This window comes from Acidimicrobiia bacterium (assembly GCA_040881685.1).
Lineage (GTDB): Bacteria > Actinomycetota > Acidimicrobiia > IMCC26256 > PALSA-555 > SHVJ01.
This window is the reverse complement of record JBBECS010000015.1, coordinates 14,093-37,866: the sequence shown is the minus strand read 5'-3', so window position 1 is coordinate 37,866 and position 23,774 is coordinate 14,093. Positions and strand designations below refer to the sequence as shown.

27 protein-coding genes are annotated in these 23,774 nt (G+C 68.5%); 13 read left to right on the top strand and 14 right to left on the bottom strand.

Annotation, left to right across the window (positions count from 1 at the left end; translation table 11 throughout):
- Positions 1 to 43: 43 nt before the first annotated feature.
- Positions 44 to 1,684, bottom strand: coding sequence for a DAK2 domain-containing protein (locus WEE69_03610; GenBank protein MEX1144374.1), 1,641 nt, complete (start codon positions 1,682 to 1,684; stop codon positions 44 to 46).
- 146 nt (positions 1,685 to 1,830) lie between these two features.
- On the opposite strand from WEE69_03610, the gene rpmB reads away from it, so the two are divergent.
- Both rpmB and WEE69_03600 read left to right on the top strand, forming a co-directional pair.
- On the top strand, positions 1,831 to 2,019 hold the full coding sequence (gene rpmB, locus WEE69_03605) for a 50S ribosomal protein L28 (GenBank protein ID MEX1144373.1): 189 nt from the start codon (positions 1,831 to 1,833) through the stop codon (positions 2,017 to 2,019).
- A gap of 2 nt (positions 2,020 to 2,021) precedes the next feature.
- Positions 2,022 to 2,249, top strand: a complete 228-nt coding sequence (locus WEE69_03600; GenBank protein ID MEX1144372.1) for a cold-shock protein — start codon at positions 2,022 to 2,024, stop codon at positions 2,247 to 2,249.
- Positions 2,250 to 2,261: 12 nt separating this feature from the next.
- Here the strand turns inward: WEE69_03600 and WEE69_03595 are convergent, their stop codons facing one another.
- Entirely contained in the window at positions 2,262 to 2,519 is a 258-nt protein-coding gene (locus WEE69_03595; GenBank protein MEX1144371.1) for a GlsB/YeaQ/YmgE family stress response membrane protein, read from the bottom strand.
- A gap of 106 nt (positions 2,520 to 2,625) precedes the next feature.
- Between WEE69_03595 and WEE69_03590 the strand changes: the two genes are divergently transcribed.
- On the top strand, positions 2,626 to 4,434 hold the full coding sequence (locus WEE69_03590; protein ID MEX1144370.1) for a phosphoenolpyruvate carboxykinase (GTP): 1,809 nt from the start codon (positions 2,626 to 2,628) through the stop codon (positions 4,432 to 4,434).
- Positions 4,435 to 4,509: 75 nt separating this feature from the next.
- On the opposite strand, the gene WEE69_03585 is transcribed toward WEE69_03590, so the two are convergent.
- Positions 4,510 to 5,151 carry a phosphoribosyltransferase family protein gene (locus WEE69_03585; GenBank protein ID MEX1144369.1) on the bottom strand — a complete coding sequence of 214 codons (642 nt, stop codon included), beginning with the start codon at positions 5,149 to 5,151 and terminating at the stop codon, positions 4,510 to 4,512.
- 63 nt (positions 5,152 to 5,214) lie between these two features.
- On the opposite strand from WEE69_03585, the gene WEE69_03580 reads away from it, so the two are divergent.
- Positions 5,215 to 5,451 carry an Lrp/AsnC ligand binding domain-containing protein gene (locus tag WEE69_03580; GenBank protein MEX1144368.1) on the top strand — a complete coding sequence of 79 codons (237 nt, stop codon included), beginning with the start codon at positions 5,215 to 5,217 and terminating at the stop codon, positions 5,449 to 5,451.
- 6 nt (positions 5,452 to 5,457) lie between these two features.
- Here WEE69_03580 and WEE69_03575 read toward each other — a convergent pair whose 3' ends face one another.
- The 4 genes from WEE69_03575 to WEE69_03560 all read right to left on the bottom strand — a co-directional run bounded on the left by WEE69_03575 (position 5,458) and on the right by WEE69_03560 (position 8,557).
- The gene (locus WEE69_03575; GenBank protein MEX1144367.1) at positions 5,458 to 6,597 is read right to left on the bottom strand and encodes a D-alanine--D-alanine ligase family protein; all 1,140 of its coding nucleotides are present in this window, start codon (positions 6,595 to 6,597) and stop codon (positions 5,458 to 5,460) included.
- Positions 6,598 to 6,610: 13 nt separating this feature from the next.
- Positions 6,611 to 6,973, bottom strand: coding sequence for a hypothetical protein (locus tag WEE69_03570; protein ID MEX1144366.1), 363 nt, complete (start codon positions 6,971 to 6,973; stop codon positions 6,611 to 6,613).
- A 24-nt stretch (positions 6,974 to 6,997) separates the two neighbouring features.
- Positions 6,998 to 7,402, bottom strand: coding sequence for an antibiotic biosynthesis monooxygenase (locus WEE69_03565; GenBank protein MEX1144365.1), 405 nt, complete (start codon positions 7,400 to 7,402; stop codon positions 6,998 to 7,000).
- Positions 7,403 to 7,738: 336 nt separating this feature from the next.
- The gene (locus WEE69_03560; GenBank protein ID MEX1144364.1) at positions 7,739 to 8,557 is read right to left on the bottom strand and encodes a PAC2 family protein; all 819 of its coding nucleotides are present in this window, start codon (positions 8,555 to 8,557) and stop codon (positions 7,739 to 7,741) included.
- A gap of 30 nt (positions 8,558 to 8,587) precedes the next feature.
- Here WEE69_03560 and WEE69_03555 point away from each other — a divergent pair, with 30 nt between their 5' ends.
- Positions 8,588 to 9,508, top strand: a complete 921-nt coding sequence (locus tag WEE69_03555) for a TIGR03619 family F420-dependent LLM class oxidoreductase (protein MEX1144363.1) — start codon at positions 8,588 to 8,590, stop codon at positions 9,506 to 9,508.
- 7 nt (positions 9,509 to 9,515) lie between these two features.
- On the opposite strand, the gene WEE69_03550 is transcribed toward WEE69_03555, so the two are convergent.
- Complete coding sequence (locus tag WEE69_03550) at positions 9,516 to 10,370, bottom strand: DUF6159 family protein (protein MEX1144362.1); 855 nt, start codon at positions 10,368 to 10,370, stop codon at positions 9,516 to 9,518.
- A 16-nt stretch (positions 10,371 to 10,386) separates the two neighbouring features.
- Here WEE69_03550 and galK point away from each other — a divergent pair, with 16 nt between their 5' ends.
- Positions 10,387 to 11,457 carry a galactokinase gene (galK, locus tag WEE69_03545; GenBank protein MEX1144361.1) on the top strand — a complete coding sequence of 357 codons (1,071 nt, stop codon included), beginning with the start codon at positions 10,387 to 10,389 and terminating at the stop codon, positions 11,455 to 11,457.
- The gene (locus WEE69_03540; GenBank protein ID MEX1144360.1) at positions 11,454 to 11,993 is read left to right on the top strand and encodes a 2'-5' RNA ligase family protein; all 540 of its coding nucleotides are present in this window, start codon (positions 11,454 to 11,456) and stop codon (positions 11,991 to 11,993) included. The genes galK and WEE69_03540 overlap by 4 nt, the downstream gene beginning before the upstream one ends.
- A gap of 11 nt (positions 11,994 to 12,004) precedes the next feature.
- On the opposite strand, the gene WEE69_03535 is transcribed toward WEE69_03540, so the two are convergent.
- Genes WEE69_03535 through WEE69_03525 form a run of 3 tightly spaced genes read right to left on the bottom strand, consistent with a single transcriptional unit; the run spans position 12,005 to position 14,380 of the window.
- Positions 12,005 to 12,661 carry a PH domain-containing protein gene (locus WEE69_03535; GenBank protein MEX1144359.1) on the bottom strand — a complete coding sequence of 219 codons (657 nt, stop codon included), beginning with the start codon at positions 12,659 to 12,661 and terminating at the stop codon, positions 12,005 to 12,007.
- Positions 12,662 to 12,700: 39 nt separating this feature from the next.
- Positions 12,701 to 14,002, bottom strand: coding sequence for a D-arabinono-1,4-lactone oxidase (locus WEE69_03530; protein MEX1144358.1), 1,302 nt, complete (start codon positions 14,000 to 14,002; stop codon positions 12,701 to 12,703).
- A 9-nt stretch (positions 14,003 to 14,011) separates the two neighbouring features.
- A complete protein-coding gene (locus WEE69_03525) occupies positions 14,012 to 14,380 on the bottom strand; it encodes a metallopeptidase family protein (GenBank protein MEX1144357.1) in 369 nt (122 codons plus the stop codon).
- Between the two features lie 661 nt (positions 14,381 to 15,041).
- Between WEE69_03525 and WEE69_03520 the strand changes: the two genes are divergently transcribed.
- Positions 15,042 to 17,045 carry an ATP-dependent DNA helicase UvrD2 gene (locus tag WEE69_03520; GenBank protein MEX1144356.1) on the top strand — a complete coding sequence of 668 codons (2,004 nt, stop codon included), beginning with the start codon at positions 15,042 to 15,044 and terminating at the stop codon, positions 17,043 to 17,045.
- Position 17,046: 1 nt separating this feature from the next.
- On the opposite strand, the gene WEE69_03515 is transcribed toward WEE69_03520, so the two are convergent.
- Positions 17,047 to 17,547 (bottom strand): thermonuclease family protein, encoded by a 501-nt coding sequence (locus tag WEE69_03515; GenBank protein MEX1144355.1) that lies wholly within the window; start codon positions 17,545 to 17,547, stop codon positions 17,047 to 17,049.
- Between the two features lie 128 nt (positions 17,548 to 17,675).
- Here WEE69_03515 and WEE69_03510 point away from each other — a divergent pair, with 128 nt between their 5' ends.
- Genes WEE69_03510 through WEE69_03500 form a run of 3 tightly spaced genes read left to right on the top strand, consistent with a single transcriptional unit; the run spans position 17,676 to position 19,297 of the window.
- Entirely contained in the window at positions 17,676 to 18,221 is a 546-nt protein-coding gene (locus WEE69_03510; protein MEX1144354.1) for a hypothetical protein, read from the top strand.
- Positions 18,221 to 18,511: a hypothetical protein gene (locus tag WEE69_03505; protein MEX1144353.1), complete on the top strand. Its 291-nt coding sequence runs from the start codon at positions 18,221 to 18,223 to the stop codon at positions 18,509 to 18,511. The genes WEE69_03510 and WEE69_03505 overlap by 1 nt, the downstream gene beginning before the upstream one ends.
- A gap of 9 nt (positions 18,512 to 18,520) precedes the next feature.
- The gene (locus WEE69_03500) at positions 18,521 to 19,297 is read left to right on the top strand and encodes a hypothetical protein (protein ID MEX1144352.1); all 777 of its coding nucleotides are present in this window, start codon (positions 18,521 to 18,523) and stop codon (positions 19,295 to 19,297) included.
- A 68-nt stretch (positions 19,298 to 19,365) separates the two neighbouring features.
- Here WEE69_03500 and WEE69_03495 read toward each other — a convergent pair whose 3' ends face one another.
- Positions 19,366 to 20,205, bottom strand: a complete 840-nt coding sequence (locus WEE69_03495; GenBank protein MEX1144351.1) for an SH3 domain-containing protein — start codon at positions 20,203 to 20,205, stop codon at positions 19,366 to 19,368.
- Positions 20,206 to 20,354: 149 nt separating this feature from the next.
- Here WEE69_03495 and WEE69_03490 point away from each other — a divergent pair, with 149 nt between their 5' ends.
- On the top strand, positions 20,355 to 21,659 hold the full coding sequence (locus WEE69_03490; GenBank protein ID MEX1144350.1) for a DUF6777 domain-containing protein: 1,305 nt from the start codon (positions 20,355 to 20,357) through the stop codon (positions 21,657 to 21,659).
- Between the two features lie 109 nt (positions 21,660 to 21,768).
- Complete coding sequence (locus WEE69_03485) at positions 21,769 to 22,311, top strand: hypothetical protein (protein MEX1144349.1); 543 nt, start codon at positions 21,769 to 21,771, stop codon at positions 22,309 to 22,311.
- Here the strand turns inward: WEE69_03485 and WEE69_03480 are convergent.
- Entirely contained in the window at positions 22,306 to 23,766 is a 1,461-nt protein-coding gene (locus WEE69_03480; GenBank protein MEX1144348.1) for a glutamate synthase subunit beta, read from the bottom strand. The genes WEE69_03485 and WEE69_03480 overlap by 6 nt on opposite strands.
- Positions 23,767 to 23,774: the final 8 nt, after the last annotated feature.

The following is a 23,774-nucleotide window of genomic DNA, read 5'->3' as shown; positions in this document are numbered from 1 at the left end:
CCGCTTCACCGTCCCGCTCATCCGAGGACGGTTCCACTGCGCTCTACTCAACCCCGATCAGGTACGGATAGAGGGGTTGGTCGCCCGCGTGGACCTCGAGCTCGACGTGCGGGTGCTCGAGCCCCACGTGCTCTCGAAGGCGGGTGGTGTCGGCGCTGCGGGCGTCGGCACCGACGAGCACGGTGATGAGCTCGCTCTCTTCGTTCACGAGTCGCTCGAGGAGCCCGACCGCGGCGTCGAACGCCGACGCAGCCGTCAGCTGGATCCCGTCGCGCGTGAGCGCGATCCAGTCGCCCTCGGCGATCGGACCGCATTCTGCGACGCTGTCGCGCACGGCTTGGGTGATCTCGCCCGCCTGCACGCGTTCCGCTGCGTCGGTCATCGCCGAGATGTTGTCTTTCAGCGGTGCGTCGGGGTCGTACGCCACCAGCGCGGCGAGCGCCTCCACCACTGCGTGCGTGGGCACGACCGCGACCGAGCGCTGTGTGAGGTCGTCCACCTGTTGGGCCACCGCGACGATGTTCTTGTTGTTGGGGAGCACGACCACCGCATCGGCCCGGGCCCGATCGACCGCTTCGAGGATCTGCGCGGTCGACGGGTTCATCGACTGACCACCGGCAACCACCTCGTGCACGCCGACGCTGCGGAGCAGGCGTTGCAGCCCCTCACCGACCGCGACGGCCACGACCGCAGTCGTGACCGGCTCGACGGCTTCGCCCAGCGGTTCCTGGGCCCGGGCTTCGCGCACCCACTGTTCCTCCTCGACTTGGTCGATCAGGTCGGTCACCCGGATCTTCGACGGTCGGCCCGCCTCGATGCTCGCTTCGATCGCGGCACCGATCTCGTCGGTGTGGACGTGGCAGCTCCAGAGACCGTCGCCGCCGGTCACCACGATCGAGTCGCCGAGGCCGCTCCAAGTCTCCTTGAGCGCGGGGATCGTCGCTTCGTCGGCCTCGAGCAGGAACATCACCTCGTACCGCAAGGACGACACGTCGACGCCACGCTCATGCGCGGCGATCGCCGCGGGCTTCGTGACGATCTGCGGCTCCGGCAGCGGGCGACCGTCGACGATGTGCAGGAACGCGTCGAGCATCAACGCGAAGCCGTGGCCGCCTGCGTCGACGACGCCTGCTTCCTTGAGCACCGGCAACAGGTCGGGAGTGCGCGCCACCGCGTCGTGCGCCGCGGCAGTCACGCGCTCGAGCAGGCCGGACAACGCCTTGGCGCCGTCGTCACGCGCGGCCTCGGCCGCCTCGGCCGAGGTGCGCACGACGGTGAGGATCGTGCCCTCCACCGGCCGCATGACCGCCTGATACGCCGCGTCGGCGGCCTGGCGCAGCCCCGCGGTCAGATGCTCGGCGGTGACGGCCGGCAGTGTGGCGAACACCTCGGAGAGCCCGCGCAGGATCTGCGACAGGATCACGCCCGAGTTGCCGCGGGCACCCATGAGCGATCCGTGGGCCATCGCCTTGCACACGTCATCCATCCGGGTGCGATTGCCGACCTCGGTGCACACCGACTCGATCGTGAGTGCCATGTTCGTGCCGGTGTCGCCATCGGGCACCGGGTAGACGTTGAGCCGGTTGAGCTCCTCTTGATGGCTGCGCAAGGCGTCGCGGTACGTGGCCACGACCCGCGCCAGGGCGGCCCCGTCCAACTCGGTCAGCGTGCCCGTGTCCCCCATTTCGCAGCGGAATCGTAGTGGCGCGCCAACCGAGCGGGGCCCAGAGCGCTTGCTACCATCGCCCCCACATGGGTCGCTCGCTGCGAGCCGGGATACCCGACTCGCGGTCGCTCGCTCCTGTCCCCCGAGTTTGCGAGGAATCTGTCATGGCGTCGGTCTGCGAGGTGTGCGGCAAGAAGCCGCAGTTCGGCATGCGCCTCAGCCACTCCCACCGGCGCACGAAGCGGCGCTGGAACCCGAACGTGCAGAAGGTCCGGGCTGTCGTGAACGGCACCCCGAAGCGCCTGCACGTCTGCACCTCCTGCCTGAAGGCGGGCAAGGTGCAGAAGCCCTGACGATGCAGGGCGTCGTCCGCACCTACGACCCGCAGACCGGCGAGGGGATCGTCGTGCGCGACGCCGACCGGGCTGAGCTCGTGCTCGCGTCGGGTGCGCTCGCCGGGTCGATCTTCCGGATGCTGCGCCAGGGCCAGCGCGTGAACTTCGAGCTCGACGCCGACGGCCGCGTGATCAACGTGCGCATCGGCGCCGAAGCCGACATGGGCCTCCCCACCGCCCAGGTCTGAGGCCAGTCGGCGCTACGCGCGGTCGCGGCTGCTCAGCGCGCTCCACACGAAGAGCAGGATGCTCGCCCCGACGAAGGCGACGAGCAGGCTCCGGAAGCTGAAGTCGTTGATGCCCTCGTCGCCGGCCGCCTTGAAGATGGCGCCGCCGAGCAGCCCGCCCACGATCCCGACCACGATCGTGCCTAGGCATCCGGGCCGGTGCTGACCGGTCACCGCCTTGGCCGCGATGCCGGCGAGGAACCCCACCACCACCCACGACAGCCAGCTCACGGGTGCAACCTACCCACCGGTCTGCTCCGGGCACCGGCTTCGGCCCGCCTGACGGGACACCGGTAGGATTCCCGGACCTTTCTCGCCCAGGAGGCTTCTCCTCGCCGTGTCGGTCCTGATCGACGCTCCGACCACCCATCCCCGCCTGCTCGCCTGGGTGGAGTCGATGGCTGAGCTGTGCGAGCCCACGTCGGTCCACTGGCTGGACGGCTCCGACGAGGAGTTCGAGCTCCTGTGCAAGCAGCTCGTCGAGGCGGGCACGCTCGTCGAGCTGGATCCCCAGAAACGGCCTGGTTCGTTCTGGGCAACGAGCGACCCGAGCGACGTCGCCCGGGTGGAGGACCGCACCTTCATCTGCTCGGAGCGCGAGGTCGACGCCGGGCCCACCAACAACTGGATGGACCCCACCGAGATGCGGGCCAAGCTCCAGGGGCTGTTCCAGGGCTCGATGCGGGGACGGACGATGTACGTGGTCCCGTTCAGCATGGGCCCGCTGGGCTCGCCACTGTCGTACGTCGGCGTCGAGCTCACCGACTCTCCGTACGTGGCCGTGAGCATGCGCTCGATGACCCGCGCCGGTACCCCCGCCCTGGACGTGCTGGGCGAAGACGGACCGTTCGTGCCCTGCTTGCACTCGCTCGGTGCGCCACTCGAGCCCGGCGAGGAAGATTCCATCTGGCCGTGTAACCCCAACGACAAGTGGATCGTGCACTTCCCGGAGACCAGGGAGATCTGGTCGTACGGGTCGGGCTACGGAGGCAACGCGCTGCTCGGGAAGAAGTGCTTCGCGTTGCGGATCGCATCGGTGATCGCCCGCGACGAGGGCTGGCTCGCCGAGCACATGCTGATCCTGAAGCTCACGTCACCCAAGAGACGGACCTTCTACATCGGCGCTGCGTTCCCGTCCGCGTGCGGCAAGACCAACCTCGCCATGCTCATCCCCACCGTCCCCGGCTGGAAGGCCGAGTGCGTCGGTGACGACATCGCATGGATGAAGATCGGCGCCGACGGTCGGCTCTACGCGATCAACCCCGAGAACGGCTTCTTCGGCGTGGCGCCCGGAACGAACCACGAGACGAACCCGAACGCCATGCGCACGATCGAGCGCAACACCGTGTTCACCAACACCGCGCTCACCGACGACGGCGACGTGTGGTGGGAGGGGATCGACGGCCCCGTGCCGAGTCATCTCACCGACTGGCAGCGCAACGACTGGACTCCGGAGTCCGACACGCCCGCCGCACACCCCAACTCGCGATTCTGCGTGCCGATCGACCAATGCCCGATCGTCGCTCCCGAGTACGACGACGTGAAAGGCGTCCCGATCTCGGCCTTCCTGTTCGGAGGCCGCCGGGCAACCACCGTGCCCCTCGTGTTCGAGTCGCGTGATTGGCGACACGGTGTATTCGTGGCCGCAACCATGGGCTCCGAGCAGACCGCGGCTGCGTTCGGCGCGCTCGGCGAGCTGCGCCGTGACCCGTTCGCGATGCTGCCGTTCTGCGGCTACCACATGGGTGACTACTTCAAGCACTGGCTCTCGATGCCCGAACGGGCAGACGAGTCGAAGCTCCCGCGTATCTACGGCGTCAACTGGTTCCGCAAGGACGCCGACGGTGAGTTCCTGTGGCCGGGGTATGGCGAGAACTCACGGGTGCTCGAGTGGATCTGCCGCCGGCTCGAAGACGACGCCGACGCGTCCGACACCGCTATCGGCGCCGTGCCGCGGGCGGAGGATCTCGCGCTCGACGGCCTGTCCGGCACCGATCAAGCCCGTGTGGCGGAGGCGCTCCAGGTGGACGCCGACGAGTGGCGTCGGGAGGTGCCGACGATCCACGAGCACTTCGCCTCGTTCGGCAACCGGCTCCCCACCGAGCTGCGTGACGAGCTCGCCGCCCTCGAAGAACGCCTCACCTGAACTCGGTCGCTCACTGCGACGCACGATACGTGCGCCGCGGTCGCTCTCTCCCTGGCCAGCGCCTCCGGCGCCGCATTACCCACCCAACAGTCGCCGGACCTCGTCGTCGGTCGTCTGGGTGAAGTTTCGGTAGAACTGGCCGACGGCCATGAACGCGGCCGGAGCCGCGAGCGCGAGCACCTCGTCGTAGTCGGCGCGCAGCTGCTCAAGGGTGTCCGGCGGGCCGACGGGCAAGGCGAGCAACCGGTGCGTAGCCCCGGCGTGCCCGAGCCATCGGCCCACTGCGGCCGCGGTCGAACCGGTCGCCACACCGTCGTCCACGACGATCACCGAACACCCGCGCACGGCCGGTGCCGTCACGACGCCAGGAAACTCGGCAACGCGAGCTGAGACTTCTGCACGCGCGCGCTCGAGCGCGTTCTCGATCCAGCCACGGTCAGCGCCGAGTCGGCGCAGGAGGTCCTCGTCGAGCACGGCGACACCGTCTGGTCCCACGGCGCCGACCGCCAGCTCCTCGTGACCGGGTGCACCGACTTTGCGCGCCACGACCGCGCGCAGCGGTCGGGCGAGGGCTCGCGCCACCTCCGCAGCCACCACGACACCGCCTCGCGGGATGCCACACACGATCGCGTCCGCAGGCGTGGGCCGGGAAACGAGCTCGGTGCCCAAGCGTCGCCCTGCCTCGACACGGTCGCTGAAGACGATCGCCGCGGTCACGGCTACGCTCCCGGCGAGCGTGCTCGCAACGTCAACGCGCGAGCGGAGATGAGGGGAGCCTGCATGGGAATCACGGCCTACGTGCTGATCCAGACGGAAGTCGGCAAAGCAGCACACGTGACCGAGTCGGTCCGCAAGATCAAAGGCGTGGTCTCGGCCGACGACGTCACCGGCCCGTACGACGTGATCGTGCACACCAAGGCGGAAAGCCTCGACGACCTCGGCAAGCTCGTCGTCTCCCAGATCCAGGGCGTCGAGGGCATCACGCGCACCTTCACCTGCCCAGTCGTCAACTTGTAGCGCGTTTCAGTCGTCCCGCTGTCGACCGGCGCGGTTCACGCGCCGCTCATGGCGAGCAAATGCGAGGTCGATGAGTCGGTCGAGGAGTGCCGAGTAGCTCAGTCCCGACTCCTGCCAGAGCCGCGGGTACATCGAGATCGTCGTGAACCCGGGGATCGTGTTCACCTCGTTCACGAGGAATCCCCTTCCCGGACCGCCATCGCGAGCTTCCTCCTCGAGGAAGAAGTCGACGCGGGCCATGGCTTCGCACCGGCACGCGTCGAACGCCCGAACGGCGAGCGCACGCACGTCGTCAGCCTGTGACGGTTCCAGCGGTGCCGGCGCGAGCAGCTTGGCTGCGTCGTCCTCGTACTTGTCGGCGTAGGAGTAGAAGTCATCCGCCGGAACCACTTCCCCCGGGACGGACGCCTCAGGAGGATCGTCGCCGAGCACGGCCACCTCGATCTCGCGCCCGACCACTGCCTCTTCAACCAGCGCCCACTCGTCGAAGCCCAGGGCGACGTCGAGCGCGCCTTGGAGCTCCGTGGAGTTGCCAGCCTTCGACACGCCCACTGACGATCCCAGGTTCGCCGGCTTCACGAAGCACGGATACCCAAGCGTCGACTCGACCTCTCGCGCGAGCGTGTCGCGATCATGCCCATCGCGGAACGCGAGCCAACGTGCGCTGGGAAGCCCGACGGCTGCGAACGCGCGCTTCATCATCACCTTGTCCATCGCGACGGCCGACCCAACGACCCCCGACCCCACGTACGGCACGCCCGCGAGCTCGAAGAGGCCCTGCACAGTTCCGTCTTCGCCGTAGGGACCGTGCAAGAGCGCGAGCACCACATCGAACTCCATCGGCTGGTCGGCGTCGAGCGCGCCCGCATCGAGCGGCACGAGGGCGCGCGAGCCCGGGTCGGGGATCTCCGCCACGGGAAGTCCCTCGACGCGGAAGGCTGCGGGCAGCTCGTCTCGGGCTCCTTCGAGCGCAGCACGCGCTTCACCCGCGAGCAGCCAGCACCCCTCCTTCGTGATGGCGACGGGCACGACCTCGTAGCGCTTTGGGTCGAGGGCGCGGGCTACGGACACGGCACTCGCTCGCGACACGTCGTGCTCGGCCGACCGCCCTCCGAAGAGCAACAGCACGCGCACGCGCTCACTCATCGAAACCTCACGATCAGGTCTGGAGCATGGCCCGGACGCCAAGGCCCATGAGGAAGAGCTCGGCGAGCCCGAGCAGCAGCTCGCGCCGACCGCGCATCTGTGTGCGGTACTGGTAGGCGAACCCGACGGTCAGGAAGGCCAGGAACCCATAGAACATATGGAAGTCCTCGGCGCGGTAGTCATTGCCGCTCTGAAGGATCACTCCGATCACGACCTGCACCATCATCGCGGCCTGGGCCGAGATGACCGCGATCCAAAGCCAGCGGCCGCGGGCCTCGACGACCCGCCAGGCCACGAGGGCGGCGATCCCCACGACGCCGTTCGCGCCAACGGCTGCGTACGCCCAGATCTCGTGGAAGTCGCGGAGCGTCTTCATGGGTGCAGGCGGGCGGGTGCACCCTCAGCCCGCGGCCGACTCCTGATTCCGCTCTCGGCGCTTCGCGCCGGGCCGCTCTGGCCCCGGCTCGCTGCGGTCCGGGGTACCCGTCCCACGGTCGCTCGCCTCCTCGTGCTGGATCACCTCGAAGGACCACAGCTCGCTGTGGCTGGTGACCGGCCCCTCGGTCGCGTGCGCTCGGTGACCGTGCTCGAATGCCGGGCTGCTCACCCACGCGTTGAAGTCCTCCTCGGACCTCCAGCGGGTGTACACGAGGTACACATCGCGCTCGTCGCTGGGCCGCAGGAGCTCGAAAGCCTCGAACCCGGGCGAACCCGACACCTCCCCCGCCCGAGCGGCGAACCTGCGTTCGAGCTCCTCGGCGCGTTCGGTGGGGACACTGATGGCATTGATGCGCACGACACTCATACCAAGGTTTTACCTGTCCGGGACCCTGCAATGCCCACCGGTCCGGCTGGACCGGCCACCCGGAGCGGGCGCATACTCGGAGGGTACGAGGGAGCGTTGCGCCGCTGCACGACGCGCGACGCGCGTTCGGCCCCGGTGACGCGTCGCTCGCGCCACTCGGGTCGTCGCCGGATGGGCGGTGGGCCGTCCCTGCCCCGGCCTGCCGCCCTCCGGCACTTCAACGCCTGACGGCCCACGGCCACCGCCACCATCGCCGGCCTGCCGCCCTCAAGCCGACCCCTGGGCGCACCCATTTCTTCTGTATGACGAGAGGAAGAACCCACAGCTCATTCGGAGCTACTGCTCGCGCAGGAAGCGTTCTATTTCGGCGGCTATGTCGTCGCCGGAGACTTCGTCGGCAGTCTGCGCTTCGATCGCGCGCACGAGGTCTGCGACGTCGGGTCGGTCGGCCAGCCCTTCCTCGACTTTCTCGGCGTACGACTCGGCTTGGTCGTCGAGCTCGGTGAGGTCGACGCGCACACCGCCGATCTCGCGGACCCGCTCGAGCAGCGCCCTCACCGCGGGCGGTGACGCGTTCCCCGACACGTAGTGGGGCACCTGCGCCCACAGGCCGACGGCGGGGATGCCCGCCTCGCCGAGCGACTGCTGGAGCACGGTCTGCACGCCGGTCGGGCCGCTGTAATCGGTCCGGATGGCGCCCACCTCCTGCGCGAGCGAGTGGCTCGTGGCTGTGGCGAGCACGCTCACCGGCAACCGGTGCGACGCGACGGCAGGCATGCCGCCGAGCGTGAAGGCCTGCGTGACACCCAGGCGACGGGCAACGTCGGTGAGCTCCTCCACGAACGACGGCCAACGCAATGACGGCTCCGGGCCGGTCAGCACCACGACGTCACGATCGGCGCGTCCGGCCGTGAGCTCGACCACGGGCCAGGTGATGTGCCGCGTCGCGCCGTCGACGAGGGACACAGTGGGGCGCGTCTGTTGCAGGTCGACGAGATCACTCAGGTCGTAGCTCCCGAACACACGCGCGCCGTCCAGCTGCGACGCGAGCATCCCCGCCGCCAGCGCGCCAGCCTCACCGGCGTCCACCCATCCTCGGAGCGCGGCGACGAGGATCGGGTCGCGCAGGTCCGGCCAGGAATCGATCTCGAGCATCACGTCCAACGGTACCTCTAGCCTCCCGGCATGAGGTTCGGCGTGCACACAGGCCTCCAGAACACGACGGTCGACGAGCTGCGCGCGTTGTGGCGACTCGCTGACGCGCGGGGGTTCGGGTGGGTCTCGATCTGGGACCACTTCTATGCGGCCGACGCAACCGTGACGGCGGAGGGAACATCGTCGGGTTCGGTGTGCTTCGAGGCAGTCGCGGCGCACGCGGCACTCGCGCTCGAGACGGCGCACGTGCGTTGCGGCAGCCTGGTGTACTGCGTCGCGTACCGGCACCCTGCGGTGCTCGCGAACGCGGCAGTAACACTTGACCACCTCTCGGACGGTCGCATCACCATGGGTCTCGGTGGGGGCTGGCACCAGGGTGAGTTCGCCGCGTACGGGATGGAGTTCGAACCCGTGCCCGTGCGGCTGCGGCGCACCGACGAGGCCATCCAGGTGATGCGCTTGCTCCTCACTGAGGAGTCGGCGACCTTCTCCGGCGAGTTCTACGAGTTGCGCGACGCGCGCTGCGACCCGAAGCCGCGGCAGGATCGGCTCCCGCTCTGGATCGGAGGCGGCGGCGAGAAGGTGACGCTGCGCATCGCGGCACAGCACGCCGATGGGTGGAACGTGCCATTCATCCCCCCCGACGTGTACCGGCACAAGGTGCAGGTGCTCACCGACCACTGCGAGAACGTCGGCACAGACCCCGCAAGCATCGAGAAGTCGGTGAACCTCACGCTCGCCTGGAGCGACGACGAGTTGGGCGAGCGCTTCGGCGGGATGACCGACTGGATCCGTCCGAGCGCACTGACCGGCAGCACGAACGAGATCGTGGACCGGCTCGGCGAGTACGCCGACGCGGGTGCCGATTGGGTGATGATCGCCCTGCGGGCGCCGTTCGACCTCGACGGCCTCGACCGCTTCGCCGCCGAGGTGCTGCCCGCGCTCGCCTGACGACGGGCTAGTTCAGCCAGCCGCCGCCGCGCTGGCGCTTCTCACCGAACGCGTTGCCGAGGTCGGCGTCTGCGAAGGCAGGAGGCGCGGTGCCGTCCACCGCGAAGCGGTAGAGCGCGGTGCGGAAGATGCCGCTCATCGCCGAGATCACGACCATCACGGCCACCAGCCACGCCACGGCAGGGATTCCGAGCGCAATTGCGACCACGGTGCTGCCCGAGGCGATGCCGAGGCCCAGCACGATCAGGCCGGGAAGCATCGCCACGATGCCGAGAAGCCCGAAGCCGGCCTGCGCGGCGAGGTTCTCACCCCACGACTTCTTGAGGAGCTGACCCGACCGCTTGAGCGCGCTGATCGGTCCCAGATCCTCCAACATGATCACCGGAACGGTGAGGAACGTGACCACCGCCCACGCGGCACCGAGCAGCCGCGCGATCAAGACTCCGAACCACCCGAGGCGCTCTTCGATGGCTTGGAGCACGACGGACACCGTGGCCGACAGGACAGCCCACGGGAGGATCCGATGGATCTTGGCTGACGCTGCGCTCATCGACGCGCCGAAGTTCGACTCGCGCCCATCGAGCCGCTCGTTCGCGGCGTGCACCAACGCGCCCATGAAATATGTGGTGGCGAACGCGAGCGCGATGTAGCCCACGAAGATGAAGACGTAGGCGATGCCCTCGAGGCTGTCGCCGCCATCGCGCGAGTCGACCCCGGTTGCCGCGACGAGCCCACCGAACACGCCGATGATGATTAGCGCCGCGACCGCCGAGAGGACGGGGAACCACGTGAGCGTTCGGTCCGACTTGAGCACCGACCATGAGATCTTGCCGAGCTCCCAGGAGTTCTTGATCCTCTGCATGGCGCGAGTATGCACCATGAGCACGAAGTGGCGCGCGCCGGGGCGCGTGAACCTGATCGGCGACCATACGGATTACTGCGAGGGGTTCGTGCTCCCGATGGCGATCGACCGCGTCTGTGTGCTCAGCGTCGAGACCGTCCCGGGAGACCGTGTCCGCGCGCAGTCGCTCGACGTCGACGGTGTGCTCGACGTGGCGGCCGACGGCCACGACGAGCCGAGCACGATCGAGCCCGCGTGGGGCCGCTTCGTGGCCGGAGCGGTCCAGGTCGTCACGGAGCGTGGCGCACGTCTTCCGGGCCTGGAGCTCTCGGTGTCGTCGACCGTGCCCGCCGGATCTGGGCTCTCGTCGAGCTCAGCACTCGCGGTCGCCCTGACGCTCGGCCTCGCGGACGCCGGTGGCCTCGAGTTCGACCGGCGCGACGCGGCCCGTGCCGCACTCGACGCCGAGGTGAGGGCCACGGGCGTGCCTGGCGGGCTCATGGATCAGCTCGCGTCGTTGTTCGGCGAGTTAGGTCACGCGCTTCTCATCGACTGTCGGAGCCTTGACGTCGAGCCGATCCCGCTCCCTGCGCAGCTCGCGGTCCTCGTCGTGCACTCCGGGTTGCCGCGAACCCTCGCCAGGAGTGAGTACGGAGAGCGACGCGCTGCCTGCGAGCGCGCCGCGACTGACCTCGGCGTCAAGACCCTCCGCGACGCGACGCTCGAGCAGGTGCGCGACGATCCGCGGGCGCGCCACGTGGTCACCGAGAACACTCGCGTGGTCGCGTTCGCCGACGCGCTTCGGTCCGGCGACGTCAATTCGCTGGGGCCAATCCTCCTGGCCAGCCATGCGAGCTTGCGCGACGACTTCGAGGTGTCGACTCCAGAGCTCGATCTGCTCGTCGAGCTGCTGGTCGACGACGGGGCGTACGGCGCCCGGCTCACCGGTGCCGGCTTCGGCGGCTGCGTCGTGGCGCTGTGCCAGCGAAACCGCGCCGACAACGTGCTCGCGCGAACGGTCGAGCGCTACCAGAAGGGCACTGGACTCCAACCCAGCGCGTTCGTTGCCCGCGCCTCGGCGGCCGCGCGGCGTAGCCTCGACCCGTGAACGCGCTCGTCTCATTGATCGACCACGAGCACGCCGATGAGGTTCGCTCGATCTGGTCGGAGCTCGAGGCACGCTTCGGCTTGCGGCCTCGCTACGTGAAGCCCTTCATCCACTTCTCGTACCACGTGGTCGCTGATGAGTACGACCTCGACGCGCTGGGGCCCGAGCTCGACGACGTGAGCGCCAACCGGACGCCGTTCCAGGTGCCGACGAAGGGCTTCGACGTGTTTACGGGCACCGAGCCGGTCGTGTTCGTGTCGGTGACGCGCACGGACGAGCTCAACGAGCTTCACGAGCAGATCTGGGCGAGGTGCACACCGGGATTCGGTGTTGGCTTGCCGTACTACGCGCCCGATGCGTGGGTCCCGCACGTGACCCTCGCTCAAGGTCCGCGGGCCGGTGAGCACCTGCCCGAGATCATGCAGGTCTTGGAGAACCGCTCATTCGACTGGGAGTTGGCGGTCGACAACCTCGCGGTGATCGAAGACGGCGGCAAGGAACGTGGCTTGATCCACCAGGTGGATCTCGGCTCCTAACCCCCGCGCAACTACATCTTGTCGAGGAGCTGCGCCTTCTTCTTCTCGAACTCCGCTTCGGTGATCGTGCCCTTGTCGCGGAGCTTGGCGAGCTGCTCGATCTGGTCGGGGATGCTCGACCCGCCTTTCGCGACCGCCTCGGCGACTGCCTTGCCGATGGCATCGGCACCGCGACCGGCATCGCGCTTCGCGTCACCCTCCATCTGCCGGTAGATCTCCTGCTGCACGCCGTCGGGGTGACGGATGTCGGAGAACTGGCTCGTGCCCTGCTCTCCGGCGGACTGGATCTCGAGGTCACCGGCTCCGATGATCCGCTCCCAGATCCCTTGGTGGAAGTTGATGTTGTTGATCCGCTCGAGCGGGATCTCCACGCCGTGGCGCGTGAGGATGCCGGTGCGGAAGATCACCCGTTGGTCCGTGATCACGAAGAAAGTGCGGCTCCACGCGAGGAACTTCACGAGGAGCCAGAGCGCCCAGACAATCGCCGCGCCGCCGACGACGTAGGTGAGGACATCCTTGACGTCGTCGTCGTTGATCCGCGTCACGAGCACGATCCCGATGACGAGGGGGATGCCCGTGAGGATGTGCTTCGAGAAGAACCACCAGTGCGGGCGGAGGTCGAGGGCGACGGACTCGCCTTCGTTGATGAGGTGCTTGGGATACGCCATGGCCGGGACTCTACCGACCCCCTTCGCGGTCCGCCGCCTCTAGACCGGACCGAGGACCCGGTCCAGATACGCATTGGCGAATCGACCATCGGGATCGAGGCGCGCGCGGCACGTGAGGAACCGGTCCCACTCCGGGTAGCGCGGCCCGAGCTCCGCCGCGCTCTGGAAATGCAGCTTCCCCCAGTGTGGCCGCCCGCGAAAACCCGTCATGATCCGCTCGACGCCCCGGAAGTACTCATCGAACGCCACACCGCGCGCCATGTGCACCGCGATGAAGCACGACTCGCGACCGTTTGCCATGCTGAGCGGCACATCGTCGGCGGCGACGAAGCGAACCTCGATCGGGAACGAGACGAGCAGGTCCTCGTCTTCGATGAGGTCCCGAATCGCGAGCACTGCCTCGACGGCATGGTCGCGAGGGATCGAGTACTCCATCTCCACGAACCGGATGAGCCGCGTGCTGATGAAGATGCGGTCGCTGCGATTCACCAGCTCCGTGCGGCCGAGGTTCCCAGCCACGACCTCCGCGAGCTTCGGGATGCGCGTCGGTGCGACCTTGCCGGCCGCGACGAGCGCGCCGAAGAACACGTTCGGGAAGAACACCTCCGCGCGCCACCGCTTGTAGGCGCTCTTCTCGTGTACCGGTTCGTCGGTCCGGTTGTTGGCGATCGTCGCGCAAGAATCAGTGTGAGGCAGCCAGTAGAACTCGAAGTAGTCGTTGGCGGCGACTGCCTCCTCGAGCTCCGCGAGCACGCTCGCCAGGGGGCGCGGCTGCTCGATGTGGTGGAGGTTGAATGCAGGGACGCCTTGGAGCGTCACCTTGGTGATCACACCGAGCGCACCAAGGCCAACACGCGCGCAATGCAGCACTTCTTGCTCTTCTGAAGCCGAGCAGCGCAGCACCTCGCCGTCAGCCGTCACGAGCTCCATCGCGCTCACGAACGTGGCGAGTGCACCGAACCCGCCGCCCGTTCCGTGCGTCCCGGTTGCGATGGCGCCAGCGATGGACTGCTTGTCGATGTCGCCCAGGTTCGGGAGCGCGAGACCCCGCGCGGCGAGCTCCCGGTTGAGCCGGCTGATGCTCATGCCGGCCTCGACCGTGATGGTCTCAGCCTCCTCGTCGACCCCCACCACGCGATCGAGGTGCTCGAGCGAGAGCAAGCGGCCATCGGTGCACGCGGCATCGGTGAACGAGTGGCCAGCGCCCACGACCTTCACGGCCTGACCTGCAGCCCGAGCGCGACTCAGCGCCTCGACCACCTCGAGCTCGGAGGCTGGGTGCTCGACCGCCTCGGGTCGGCACTCCTGATTTCGGGCCCAGTTGCGCCACCGGTCAGCCACAGCGCTCCCTCAAGCCCACCCGAGCTCGCGCAGACGCGCGTCGCTCATCCCGAAGTAGTGCCCAACCTCGTGCAGCACGGTGACACGGACCTGGGCGGCGAGGTCGTCTTCGTCTCGTGCGCGCGCACACAGTGGCCCGCGAAAGATGGTGATCCGGTCCGGCATCGCGCCGTTGTACCCGAGCGGGCTCCGTTTGGTCATGGGGACACCCTCGTAGAGACCGAGCAACGTGCCGCCGGGCGTCGCAACCTGATCCGGTCGCGGCCAGTCCTCCACGATCACGGCAACGTTCTCCATCTCGAGCCAGATCTCCCGCGGGATCCCGTCGAGCGCGTCGGCAACCAGCTCCTCGAAGCGCGGCCGCGACACCTTCACCATGGCGCGCGGCACGGTAACGCGTTCTCGAAATCTTCTCGACGTCCCTTTGCTGGTCGCGCTCGCTCGCCGCCGGGATACCCGGCGGGCCTCCGGGCGCTCGCCTGCTCTCTGGGGCGAATTTCCTCTTGACCGGTTGACGGGACGTCCCTACTGTGCCCAATGCCGACGACGCGAACGGCACGGGACCGGTGCGGACCTCCGAGGGGCAACCCGAGGAACCCAGCGGAAGACGGGTCGGAAGCGTCGATGGTCGGCGAGCTGGCCTTCGGGTCGGCGAGCCGGTGCCGATGTCGAGACCGGCGACCGGGTGTCCCGCCCGGAAGGCGGCAACGGCGGCGGGCGCGCCCACCCGGGTGCGACGCCACGTGGAGACTTGGTGCAAAGGGAATGGGCCCCGAGGAGTCCGGAGCGCTCCGGCGCAATGGCTACTCGGGGCCCAACTTTGTTCACGGGGAAGGGCAGGCCGCGCGCCGGATGTTGCGCGCCGGACGTTGTTGCGGGGCCTCGGGGTTCGCCCCGCCTCGTGCTCCCCCTCGCCTCCCTCGCTTCGCTCGGGGCGGCTTTGGTGCCGCAAATGCGGCGGGACAAATCCCATGGCCCCCGCTGAAGAGTCGAAGAGCCCATCCGCGGCGGTGTCGCACCCTCGTCGTACCTTCGACCGATGGACGTGCCGGACCGCGCCGCGCTTCTCGACGGGCTGGATGAGGGGCAGAGGGGGGCGGTTACTTCTGAGGCTGCGCCTTTGGCGATTTTGGCTGGGGCTGGGGCTGGGAAGACTCGGGTGCTCACGCGGCGGATTGCTTGGCGGGCGCGGACCGGCGGGCTCGATCCGGAGCATGTGCTTGCGGTCACGTTCACTCGCAAGGCTGCGGGCGTGCTCCAGACTCGACTCCGGACGTTGGGAGTCGAGGGGGTCACTGCGGGGACGATCCATGCGGTTGCTCTGGCGCAGTTGCGGCGCCGCGCTGGGGAGCGCGGTCGTGACACGCCGGTTGTCCTGGCGCGCAAGGCGCGGTTGCTCGTCCCGCTCGTAGGTGGGCGCGGCGCGGCCGCGGCGGTGGCCGCCCGCGACCTCGCCGGTGAGATCGAATGGGCCAAGGCGCGCTTGGTGACGCCCGACGGCTTCGTCGAGGCCGCGACCCGTTCGGGTCGTGACACGCCGCGTCCGGCCAGCGAGGTCGCCGACATCTACGCGAGCTACGAGCGCGAGAAGCGCCGGAAGCGCCTCGTGGACTTCGACGACCTCGTGTGGGGTTGCGCCGATGCACTCGAGCAAGACACCGAGTTCGCCGCCACACAGCAATGGCGGTTCCGGCACCTCTTCGTGGACGAGTTCCAGGACATCACGCCGGCGCAGGCCCGGCTCCTGCGCGGCTGGCTCGGCGATCGTCACGATCTGTGTGTGGTCGGCGACCCCGACCAAGCGATCTACGCCTTCGCCGGGGCCGACGCCACGCAGCTCACCGAGTTCCCGCGCCGGTTCGGCGGGGGTCATGTGGTGCGCCTCGACTGCAACTACCGCTCTTCGCCGGAGATCGTCGCCGCGGCAGAAGCGCTCCTGGCCGATGCCGGCCGGCCGCGCCCGGCACGCCGCGCCGTCTCGCCGCGCGGCCCCGCGCCCACCGTCACGGCGTACGACGATGACGCCGCCGAGGCCGCAGGTGTGGCCGACGCGCTGCGAACCGCGCACGGTCCACACGTGGCGTGGTCCTCGCTGGCGGTGCTCTACCGCACGAACGCGCAGTCAGCCGTGTTCGAAGAGGCGCTCACGCGTGCCGGCATCCCGTTCCAGGTGCGCGGCGACGCCCGGTTCCTGGAGCGTCCCGAGGTCGCAAGCGCACTCCAGCGCCTTCGCGAGTCGGCCAAAGCCGTGCCGAGCCGATCGTTCGCGGAGCATGTGATCGACCTTGAGGCCGATGCCGTCGACGCGCCCGAACAACAACGCGAACACGTCGACGCGCTGGTCCGCCTCGCGCACGAGTACCTGGCCGTCGAGGCGGGGCCGGGAGCCGTCGACGGCTTCGTCGCCTATCTCGCCGCCGCCCTCCGCGGTGAAGCACCCGAGCCCGGCGGCGATACGGTCGAGCTGCTCACGTTCCACCGAGCCAAGGGCCTCGAGTTCCACACGGTGTTCGTGACCGGCCTCGAGCGTGGCTACGTACCCATCGCACACGCGGAGACCCCGGCCGAGCGCGCGGAAGAGCGACGGTTGCTGTACGTGGCGCTCACCCGCGCCGAGCAGTGCTTGCACCTGTCGTACGCAAAGGAGCGCACCATGGGGCTCCGAACCGTCCGCCGAGCGCGGAGCCCGTGGCTCAGCCCGATCGAGGCGGCAAGCTCAGCAGGGGGCGCGCCCGCGCCGATTGCCAACGGTGCGAGCGGTCTCGCTCGGGCTCGGGCCCAGCTCGCCCGCGCGGTCACCGACGACGCCGAGCTCGAACCCGACGGAGAACTCTTCGGCGCACTCGTGGAGTGGCGACGCAACCTCGCGCACGCATCAGGCGTCCCGGCGTACGTGATCTTCCACGACACGACGCTGAAGGCCGTGGCATCGGTGAAACCGGCCACGCGCGACGCATTGCTCGCGGTCCCCGGGATCGGTCCGGTCAAAGTCGAACGTCACGCCGAGGCCGTGCTGGACCTCGTCCGTCGCCACGCGAGCTGAGTCACTCGCTCCCGCACTCCGCCCAGAGGCCGCGGCGCGCACGCCGCGCCTCGAGCTCGGCGGCGAGCAAGTCACGAGCGTGAGCCCGGTTGGGCTCGATCACCAGCAGTCGCGCGAAGCCGCGGCGCAACAGCTCGTCATCAAAGCGGTGACCATCGACGGTCACATACGCGAGCCGACGGTCGTACAGGTCGCGTGGTTCTACATCGCCCTCGAGCCGCATAGTCCTTCCCGCCAACCGACGCTCCGTGTAGGCGGCCGCCTCGGGACCGAAGCACTCGACGCCCTTGGTCGGGTGGTGCGTCTCAGGAGTATCGACACCAAGAATCCGAACGGTGTCCGTGTGCCCGTCGTCGAATGCGACGACGATCGTGTCGCCGTCGATCACCTCGAGGACGCGCACCTGTGGGGTGGCCGCGCTTCGTTGGTCACCGAGCCACCATCCCGTGACCGAGGCCGCAGAGAGCACGGCGATGACGGCACCGGGACGAGAGACACGCACGCCACCCCCGACACCGCCACCCGGCGACCATGACTCTCGGCCGGGATCCCTCCTGGACGAAACACCGTGCGATCTCGTACCCTCCCGTCCACCTTGGGGGAGGACGCGACATGCGACGAGTTCTGGCGGTGGCAGGTTTCGTTGGCTTCGTACTGAGCACGTGGCTGATGATGGTCGGGCCGGCGGGGGCCGCGGACGCAAAGGGATGCTCGGGCGACGGCACGTCGTTCGACAGCGAGGGCAAGCAACTCGACACCGGTGCTGCTCCCGGCGCGGGCGGCACCGACGCTGACCCGTTCGAGATCGATGTCGACGGGAGGGTCGAGTACACCTACGCGGGCGTCGACGCGGGCATCGCCGGCGGAACGTGGGACGTCAAGATCCTGAACAGCCCGATCCCCGCTTTCGGCGGTGACATCGAGAGCAGTGCGGAGCTCCCGGATGGCAATGGCGTCGAGCCGCTGAAGGAGCACTTCCAGTTCAGCGGGCTGGCTCCGCTGCTCGGCAAGTACAAGATCGAGATCACGGCGTCGGGTGGTGGCGCGTCGTGCGTCGTGAAAGGCGTCGTCCAGATCAACGGCTCGCTGGTCAAGTCGCCGACGTTCTACGTCTCTCTGGCCTTCGTGGGTCTCGGGGGGTTGCTGTTCTTCGCTGCCATGGGGAGGCCGGTCTGATGAACGGAACGAAGCGATATCCGATCCGCGGATTGTTCGCTGGGCTGCTCGGTGGCCTCGGAGTGGCGGTGCTGCTCGTGCTCAACTCGGTGGTCACGATGGGCACCAACACGCCCTACATCATCATCGCGGTCTTCGTGATCCTGGGCGTGTTGTGGGCGATGTTCGGTCCGGTTCGGCAGCGCAAGGGAGACCCTACGCCCGCGACGGCGGGAGGACCTTCGAGCGGTGCCGGCCCGATGCCCGACGCGAAGGCGCCCGCCACGGGCAAGGGACCCATGCCCGACTAGGGCCGCCACATGGGATTTGGCGATTCGGATCCTCTTGGCGACGCGATCCGCGCGTCCGACCACGCGGAAGCGGTCAGCGAGTACGAGCGCAAGCAGCCAGAGGCACAGCGCGCTGCCCTTGATGCCGCTGACGAGCTGAACACGGCACAACAGGCCCTGGGCAAGCGCGCCTTCGGAGTGGTGTACCACGACCATCCGATCACGAGCGCCTTCGAGTTTCTGTTGATCCTGCTCGCGCTGATCGGCGTCGCAATTGCCGCCTTGATCTGGCAGTCCTTCTTCGCCGACGACGAACCGGCAGACGGTGAGGTCGCGACCGCCGTGGACCCGAAAGAACTCCTCGGACGTCTGCAACAGCAGGACGACAACTCCGGGAGGCAAGGCTCGAACCCGGGTGCGACCAAGGACGACGGCTCGGCTGATGGCTCCCAGCCACCCTCGGCCGGAGTCGACGTGTCGGGGACCTACGCCCTCAACGTCCAGTACGCCGGCGGCGCCAGCCTCCCCGACCCCCAGTACTGCGATCCGCTCCTCACGGATACCGTCGTCTTCGACCACAAGGGCAAGGTCCTCGAGCTCACGGTGAACGGCATCAACTTCACCGGCAGCATCTCCAACCGCCTGAAGTTCGACCTGTCGGCCTCGGTGGAAGACATCACCTTCACCCTCACAGGGGATTTCTTCCCCCATCAGGCTCCGCGACCGACCGAGGTGAAGGGAACCCAAACCCACAGCCTTCAACGCCGTACCTGCATCTACAGCTTCAGGGGCACGAAGAGCTCCTGACACCTGAGCTCAGGCCGGTGAGCACGGCGTTGCCGGCGGCAACCCATTCGGGTAGGTCTACGGGCCTCTCAGCCTGCGCGGCGCGGCGCTATCAGCGCCCCGACCGCCATCGCGATGCCACCGAGCAACGTGACGAAGATTCCGATGCCGATGCTCAGGCCAGGAACCTTCACGTCGAAGTAGAGGACGAAGCCCATCAACGCGACGTTGGTCGCGACCCCGGCGACTGCGAGCGCCCACCATCTCGGGAGCGGGCGGCGGGTGAGCAGCGGGAGCGCCGCGCCCGCGCTCAGGAGCAGCACCAGTCCGCCGCTGAAGTCGTTGCTGGCGAGGTCCTGACCCTCGTGGGTGAACAGACCGACGAACCCGAGGTCCCACGCCGACGTTTGCGGGAACCAATCGAGGAACCCGCCCAGGATCGCGACCGCGGCACCAATGATCGGCAGCCACATCGCGAGCGGCGACGCCGAGGTGACCCCGGCCACTGCCGATGCGATACCGGCGGTGAGACCACGTTGGTCGACCCAAGTCTCCCAGCCGTTCTCGAAGTGCACCTTCATCCAGCCGCCCCAGGTGTTGGCGATCGACACGGGCAGCCCGCCGTCGAGTCGCGCTGCGACCGGTTCCTCCATATCGGGCCGCGCGCGCGCATCCACCCCCGCCGCGACCACTTGGTGGGTGGGCACGAAGCCTGGTGTCGCCAGCGCGACGAGCTTGGCGGCGTCGACCCAGGTCTCCCAGCCATTGCTGCACCGGACGTGTGCCCAGCCGGTTGTCTCTTCGAGCACGTGCACCGGGAGGGCAGCTTCGATCCGATTGTCCGGCTTCTGGGCGGGATCCGGCGCGTTCCACGTCTCGAGCCCCGCGTCTGGCGCCTGGTGCGTCGCCGTGAACTCCCCGTCGCTCACGGGCGAGACACTACGCGTCCGACGCCGAACACGCCCTGAAGCGAGTCCGCGAAGCATTCGGCAGCGATTGAGCTTCGAAGCGGTGGGGTTCTAGGCTACGGCCGACAGCGCGGGGGGCGGGCGATGACCGGACGGGGCGGGGAACTGCGATGAGCACCACGCCGAGTGGGCCGCCGCCGTCCGGGCCACCGAAGGGCCCGCCCTCGGGGCCGCCGAAGGGTCCATCCGCGGGGGGACCGCCCAAGGGTCCACCGTCGGGACCGCCGTCCGGAAGCGGGCCGACGACGGATGAGGGACCGAACCGCAACCAGCTGATCGCGATCGTCGCCATCATCGCGCTCCTGCTCGGCGCCGGCGGCGCCGTGCTGGTGTCCGGCGGGGGCGACGAAGCGCAGGGCACCAAAGAGCGAACCATCAAGCTCGAGCCGATCGCGGCAGTGAGCGACGACCCGTTCACCCCGCCGCTCTCGCCTGACTCGGCCGCGACCCCGCCGAACACCATCGTGCCGCCGCCACCGGGGAACACGCCGTTCGGAGGCACCGGCGACAACAGGCTGTGCGATCGCGAGCAGCTCATCTCGTTCCTCGTCGATCCCGCCAACTCGGCGCAGGGACGCGAGTGGGCGCGTGTCGTCGGGATCTCGGTCAGCGACATCCCTACGTATGTCCGGAGTCTCATCCCGACCGTGCTCCAGTACGACACGCGCGTCACGAACCACACGTTCGTCAACGGCCGCGCCGTTCCCCTGCAATCCGTGCTCCAAGCCGGCACCGCCGTGCTCGTGGACGAGTACGGCAAGCTCGTGGCCCGCTGCCGGTGCGGCAACCCATTGCTCGAACCCACCAAGATCGGCGATCCCATCTACCGCGGGCCGAAGTGGCCGGGATTCGACCCGACCACGATCATCGTGGTCGTCGTTTCCAAGACGCCGATCTACCCGCCCGGTGGTATCGAGGGACCGACGGTGTGGCAGCTGTTCGTCGACGCCCAGGCCCAGAACGTCCGCGGCTCACAGGACAGCACGACGAGAGTCCAATGGAGGGGGACGTTCAAGGTCGATGGCACCTCGATCAGCGGGACCGGTACGGGAACCGTCGAGTTCGATGGCGGCTGCTATGACTTGAGCAGTGGACAAAAGATCGCGGATCACCGCACCGCGGCGACCTTCACCGTCCAGATCTCCGGTTCGGCGACCGGCTCAGCCGGGTACGACGACGATCCGAACCGCAACTTTGCCCTAAGCTTCAGCGCGACCAACTTCCAGGTCACCGAGGCCGGCGTCGCGGACTGCGCGAGCTCCAGCACCGCGCAGTCGTTCCAGGACGGCACGACGGAGGTGTTCACTCCCGCTGACCTGCCGGGTCGCTTCGGCTCGTCGGGGACCGCGGAGAAATCGTTCTCTCAAGGTGAATATCAGGGCACGTACACACTTGCGCCAGGATCGGGTGGGTGACGCACGCCACGTAGCGCGACGCGCGTCGCCACGTTGGTAAGCATCAACGGATCGCGCCGCCCGCGCCGATAAGGTCGAACCTCCGATGAGGCGACGCGTGCGCTGGCTCGTGATCGTCGCCGTCGTGGCGGTCCTCGCCGTGATCGCTGCCGGTGCGCTGATCGGTCCCAAGATCGGTGATGCGCGCGACCAGGTGGATGCGCGCTGGACCCCGCTCCGGTCCTCGCTCAAGCCGCGCTACGAGGCTCTCCGAGCCTTGGCCTCGGTGATGGACGACGCTGGCGCCGGTGAGCGCGCCGTGACCCAGGACCTCGACACCGTCCTCGGCCGCTGGTTCACCCTGGCACTCAAGGGGCCGGCGCACAGCGACGCCGGGAGGGAAGCCGAGACGGCGAACGAGCTCGAAGCGCTGGCCCGCAGACTGGAAGCCAATATCGACGGGTCGGATCGGCTCAGCGCAAACGAAACCGTGACGGCCGCAGTCTTGGCCTTCCACGCGGCCTTTCCCGAGGATCTCATCGCCGATGAGAAGAGCTACAACCGCGCGGTTCGCGCGTACGAACGCGAACGGTCGGGGACGATCAAGCGCCTGGTCGCCGCCGTCCTCGGCTACGACTCCCGTCCGCTCCTCGTCATCGGCGGTGCGCTATAGGAGCGGACGCGCGCTCGGCTCGATCGGCGCCGGCAGCAAGGTCTCCCCGGCGAGAAAGCGATCGACACCGGCCGCGCACGACCGCCCTTCGGCGATTGCCCAAACGATCAGGCTCTGACCGCGGCCCATGTCGCCACACGCGAACACGCCCGAGATGCTCGTCATGAACGACGCGTCGCGGGCCACATTGCCCCGCTCGTCGAGGTCGACGCCGAGACCATCGAGCAGACCTGCTCGCTCGGGGCCGACGAACCCCATCGCCAGGAGCACCAGCTCGCACGGAAGCTCGAAGTCAGTGCCCTCGATCTTGTCGAAGCGGCCGTCGACCATCTCGACCTCATGCGCCACCAACGCGCGCACGTTCCCGTGCTCATCGCCCTCGAACCGCTCTGTGTTCACGCTGTAGACGCGGTCACCACCCTCTTCATGGGCCGATGACACACGGAAGATGTTTGACCACGTGGGCCACGGGTTGGTGGGAGCCCTGGTCTCTGGTGGGCGCGGCAGGATCTCGAACTGGTGCACTGAGCGCGCACCCTGACGGTGCACCGTGCCCAGACAGTCGGCACCGGTGTCGCCGCCACCGATGATCACCGCGTGCTTGCCCGCGGCCGTGATCGTGGGCTCGGCGAGGTCGCCCTGTTGCACGCGGTTGCCGATCGGCAGGAACTCCATCGCCTGGTGGATGCCGCCGAGGTCTCGCCCCGGAATCGGCAGGTCGCGCCAGGCCGTCGCCCCGCCCGCGAGCACCGTCGCGTCGAACTCCTGCAACTCGCTCAGCGGCACTCCGCCCACACCATCGGCACCGACGTTGGCGTTGGCTCGGAACTCCGTGCCCTCGGCTCGCATCTGGTCGAGGCGCCGGTCGAGGTGCCGCTTCTCGAGCTTGAACTCGGGGATGCCGTAGCGGAGCAACCCGCCGACACGGTCGGCGCGCTCGAACACCACCACGTCGTGCCCCGCGCGCGTCAGCTGCTGTGCAGCTGCGAGCCCGGCCGGACCCGACCCGACAACCGCCACGCGCTTGCCGGTTCGAACCGACGGCGTGACGGGCTCGATCCAGCCCTCGCCCCATGCGCGATCGACGATCTCCACCTCGACCTGCTTGATCGTGACCGGGTCCTGATTGATCCCGAGCACGCACGACGTCTCGCACGGCGCCGGGCACAAGCGACCGGTGAACTCGGGGAAGTTGTTCGTGGCATGCAGCCGCTCGATCGCGTCGCGCCAGTGGTCGCGGTACACGAGGTCGTTCCAGTCGGGGATCAGGTTGCCGAGCGGGCACCCGTTGTTGCAGAACGGGATACCGCAGTCCATGCACCGACCGGCCTGCTTCGCGAGCTCTTCGGGCGAAAACGGCTCGTACACCTCGTGCCAATCGTTCAGTCGCACGTCGACCCGACGCCGCATGGGCGTGATCCGGCCCCACTTGATGAAGCCCGCCACGTCACCCATGTCTTGGA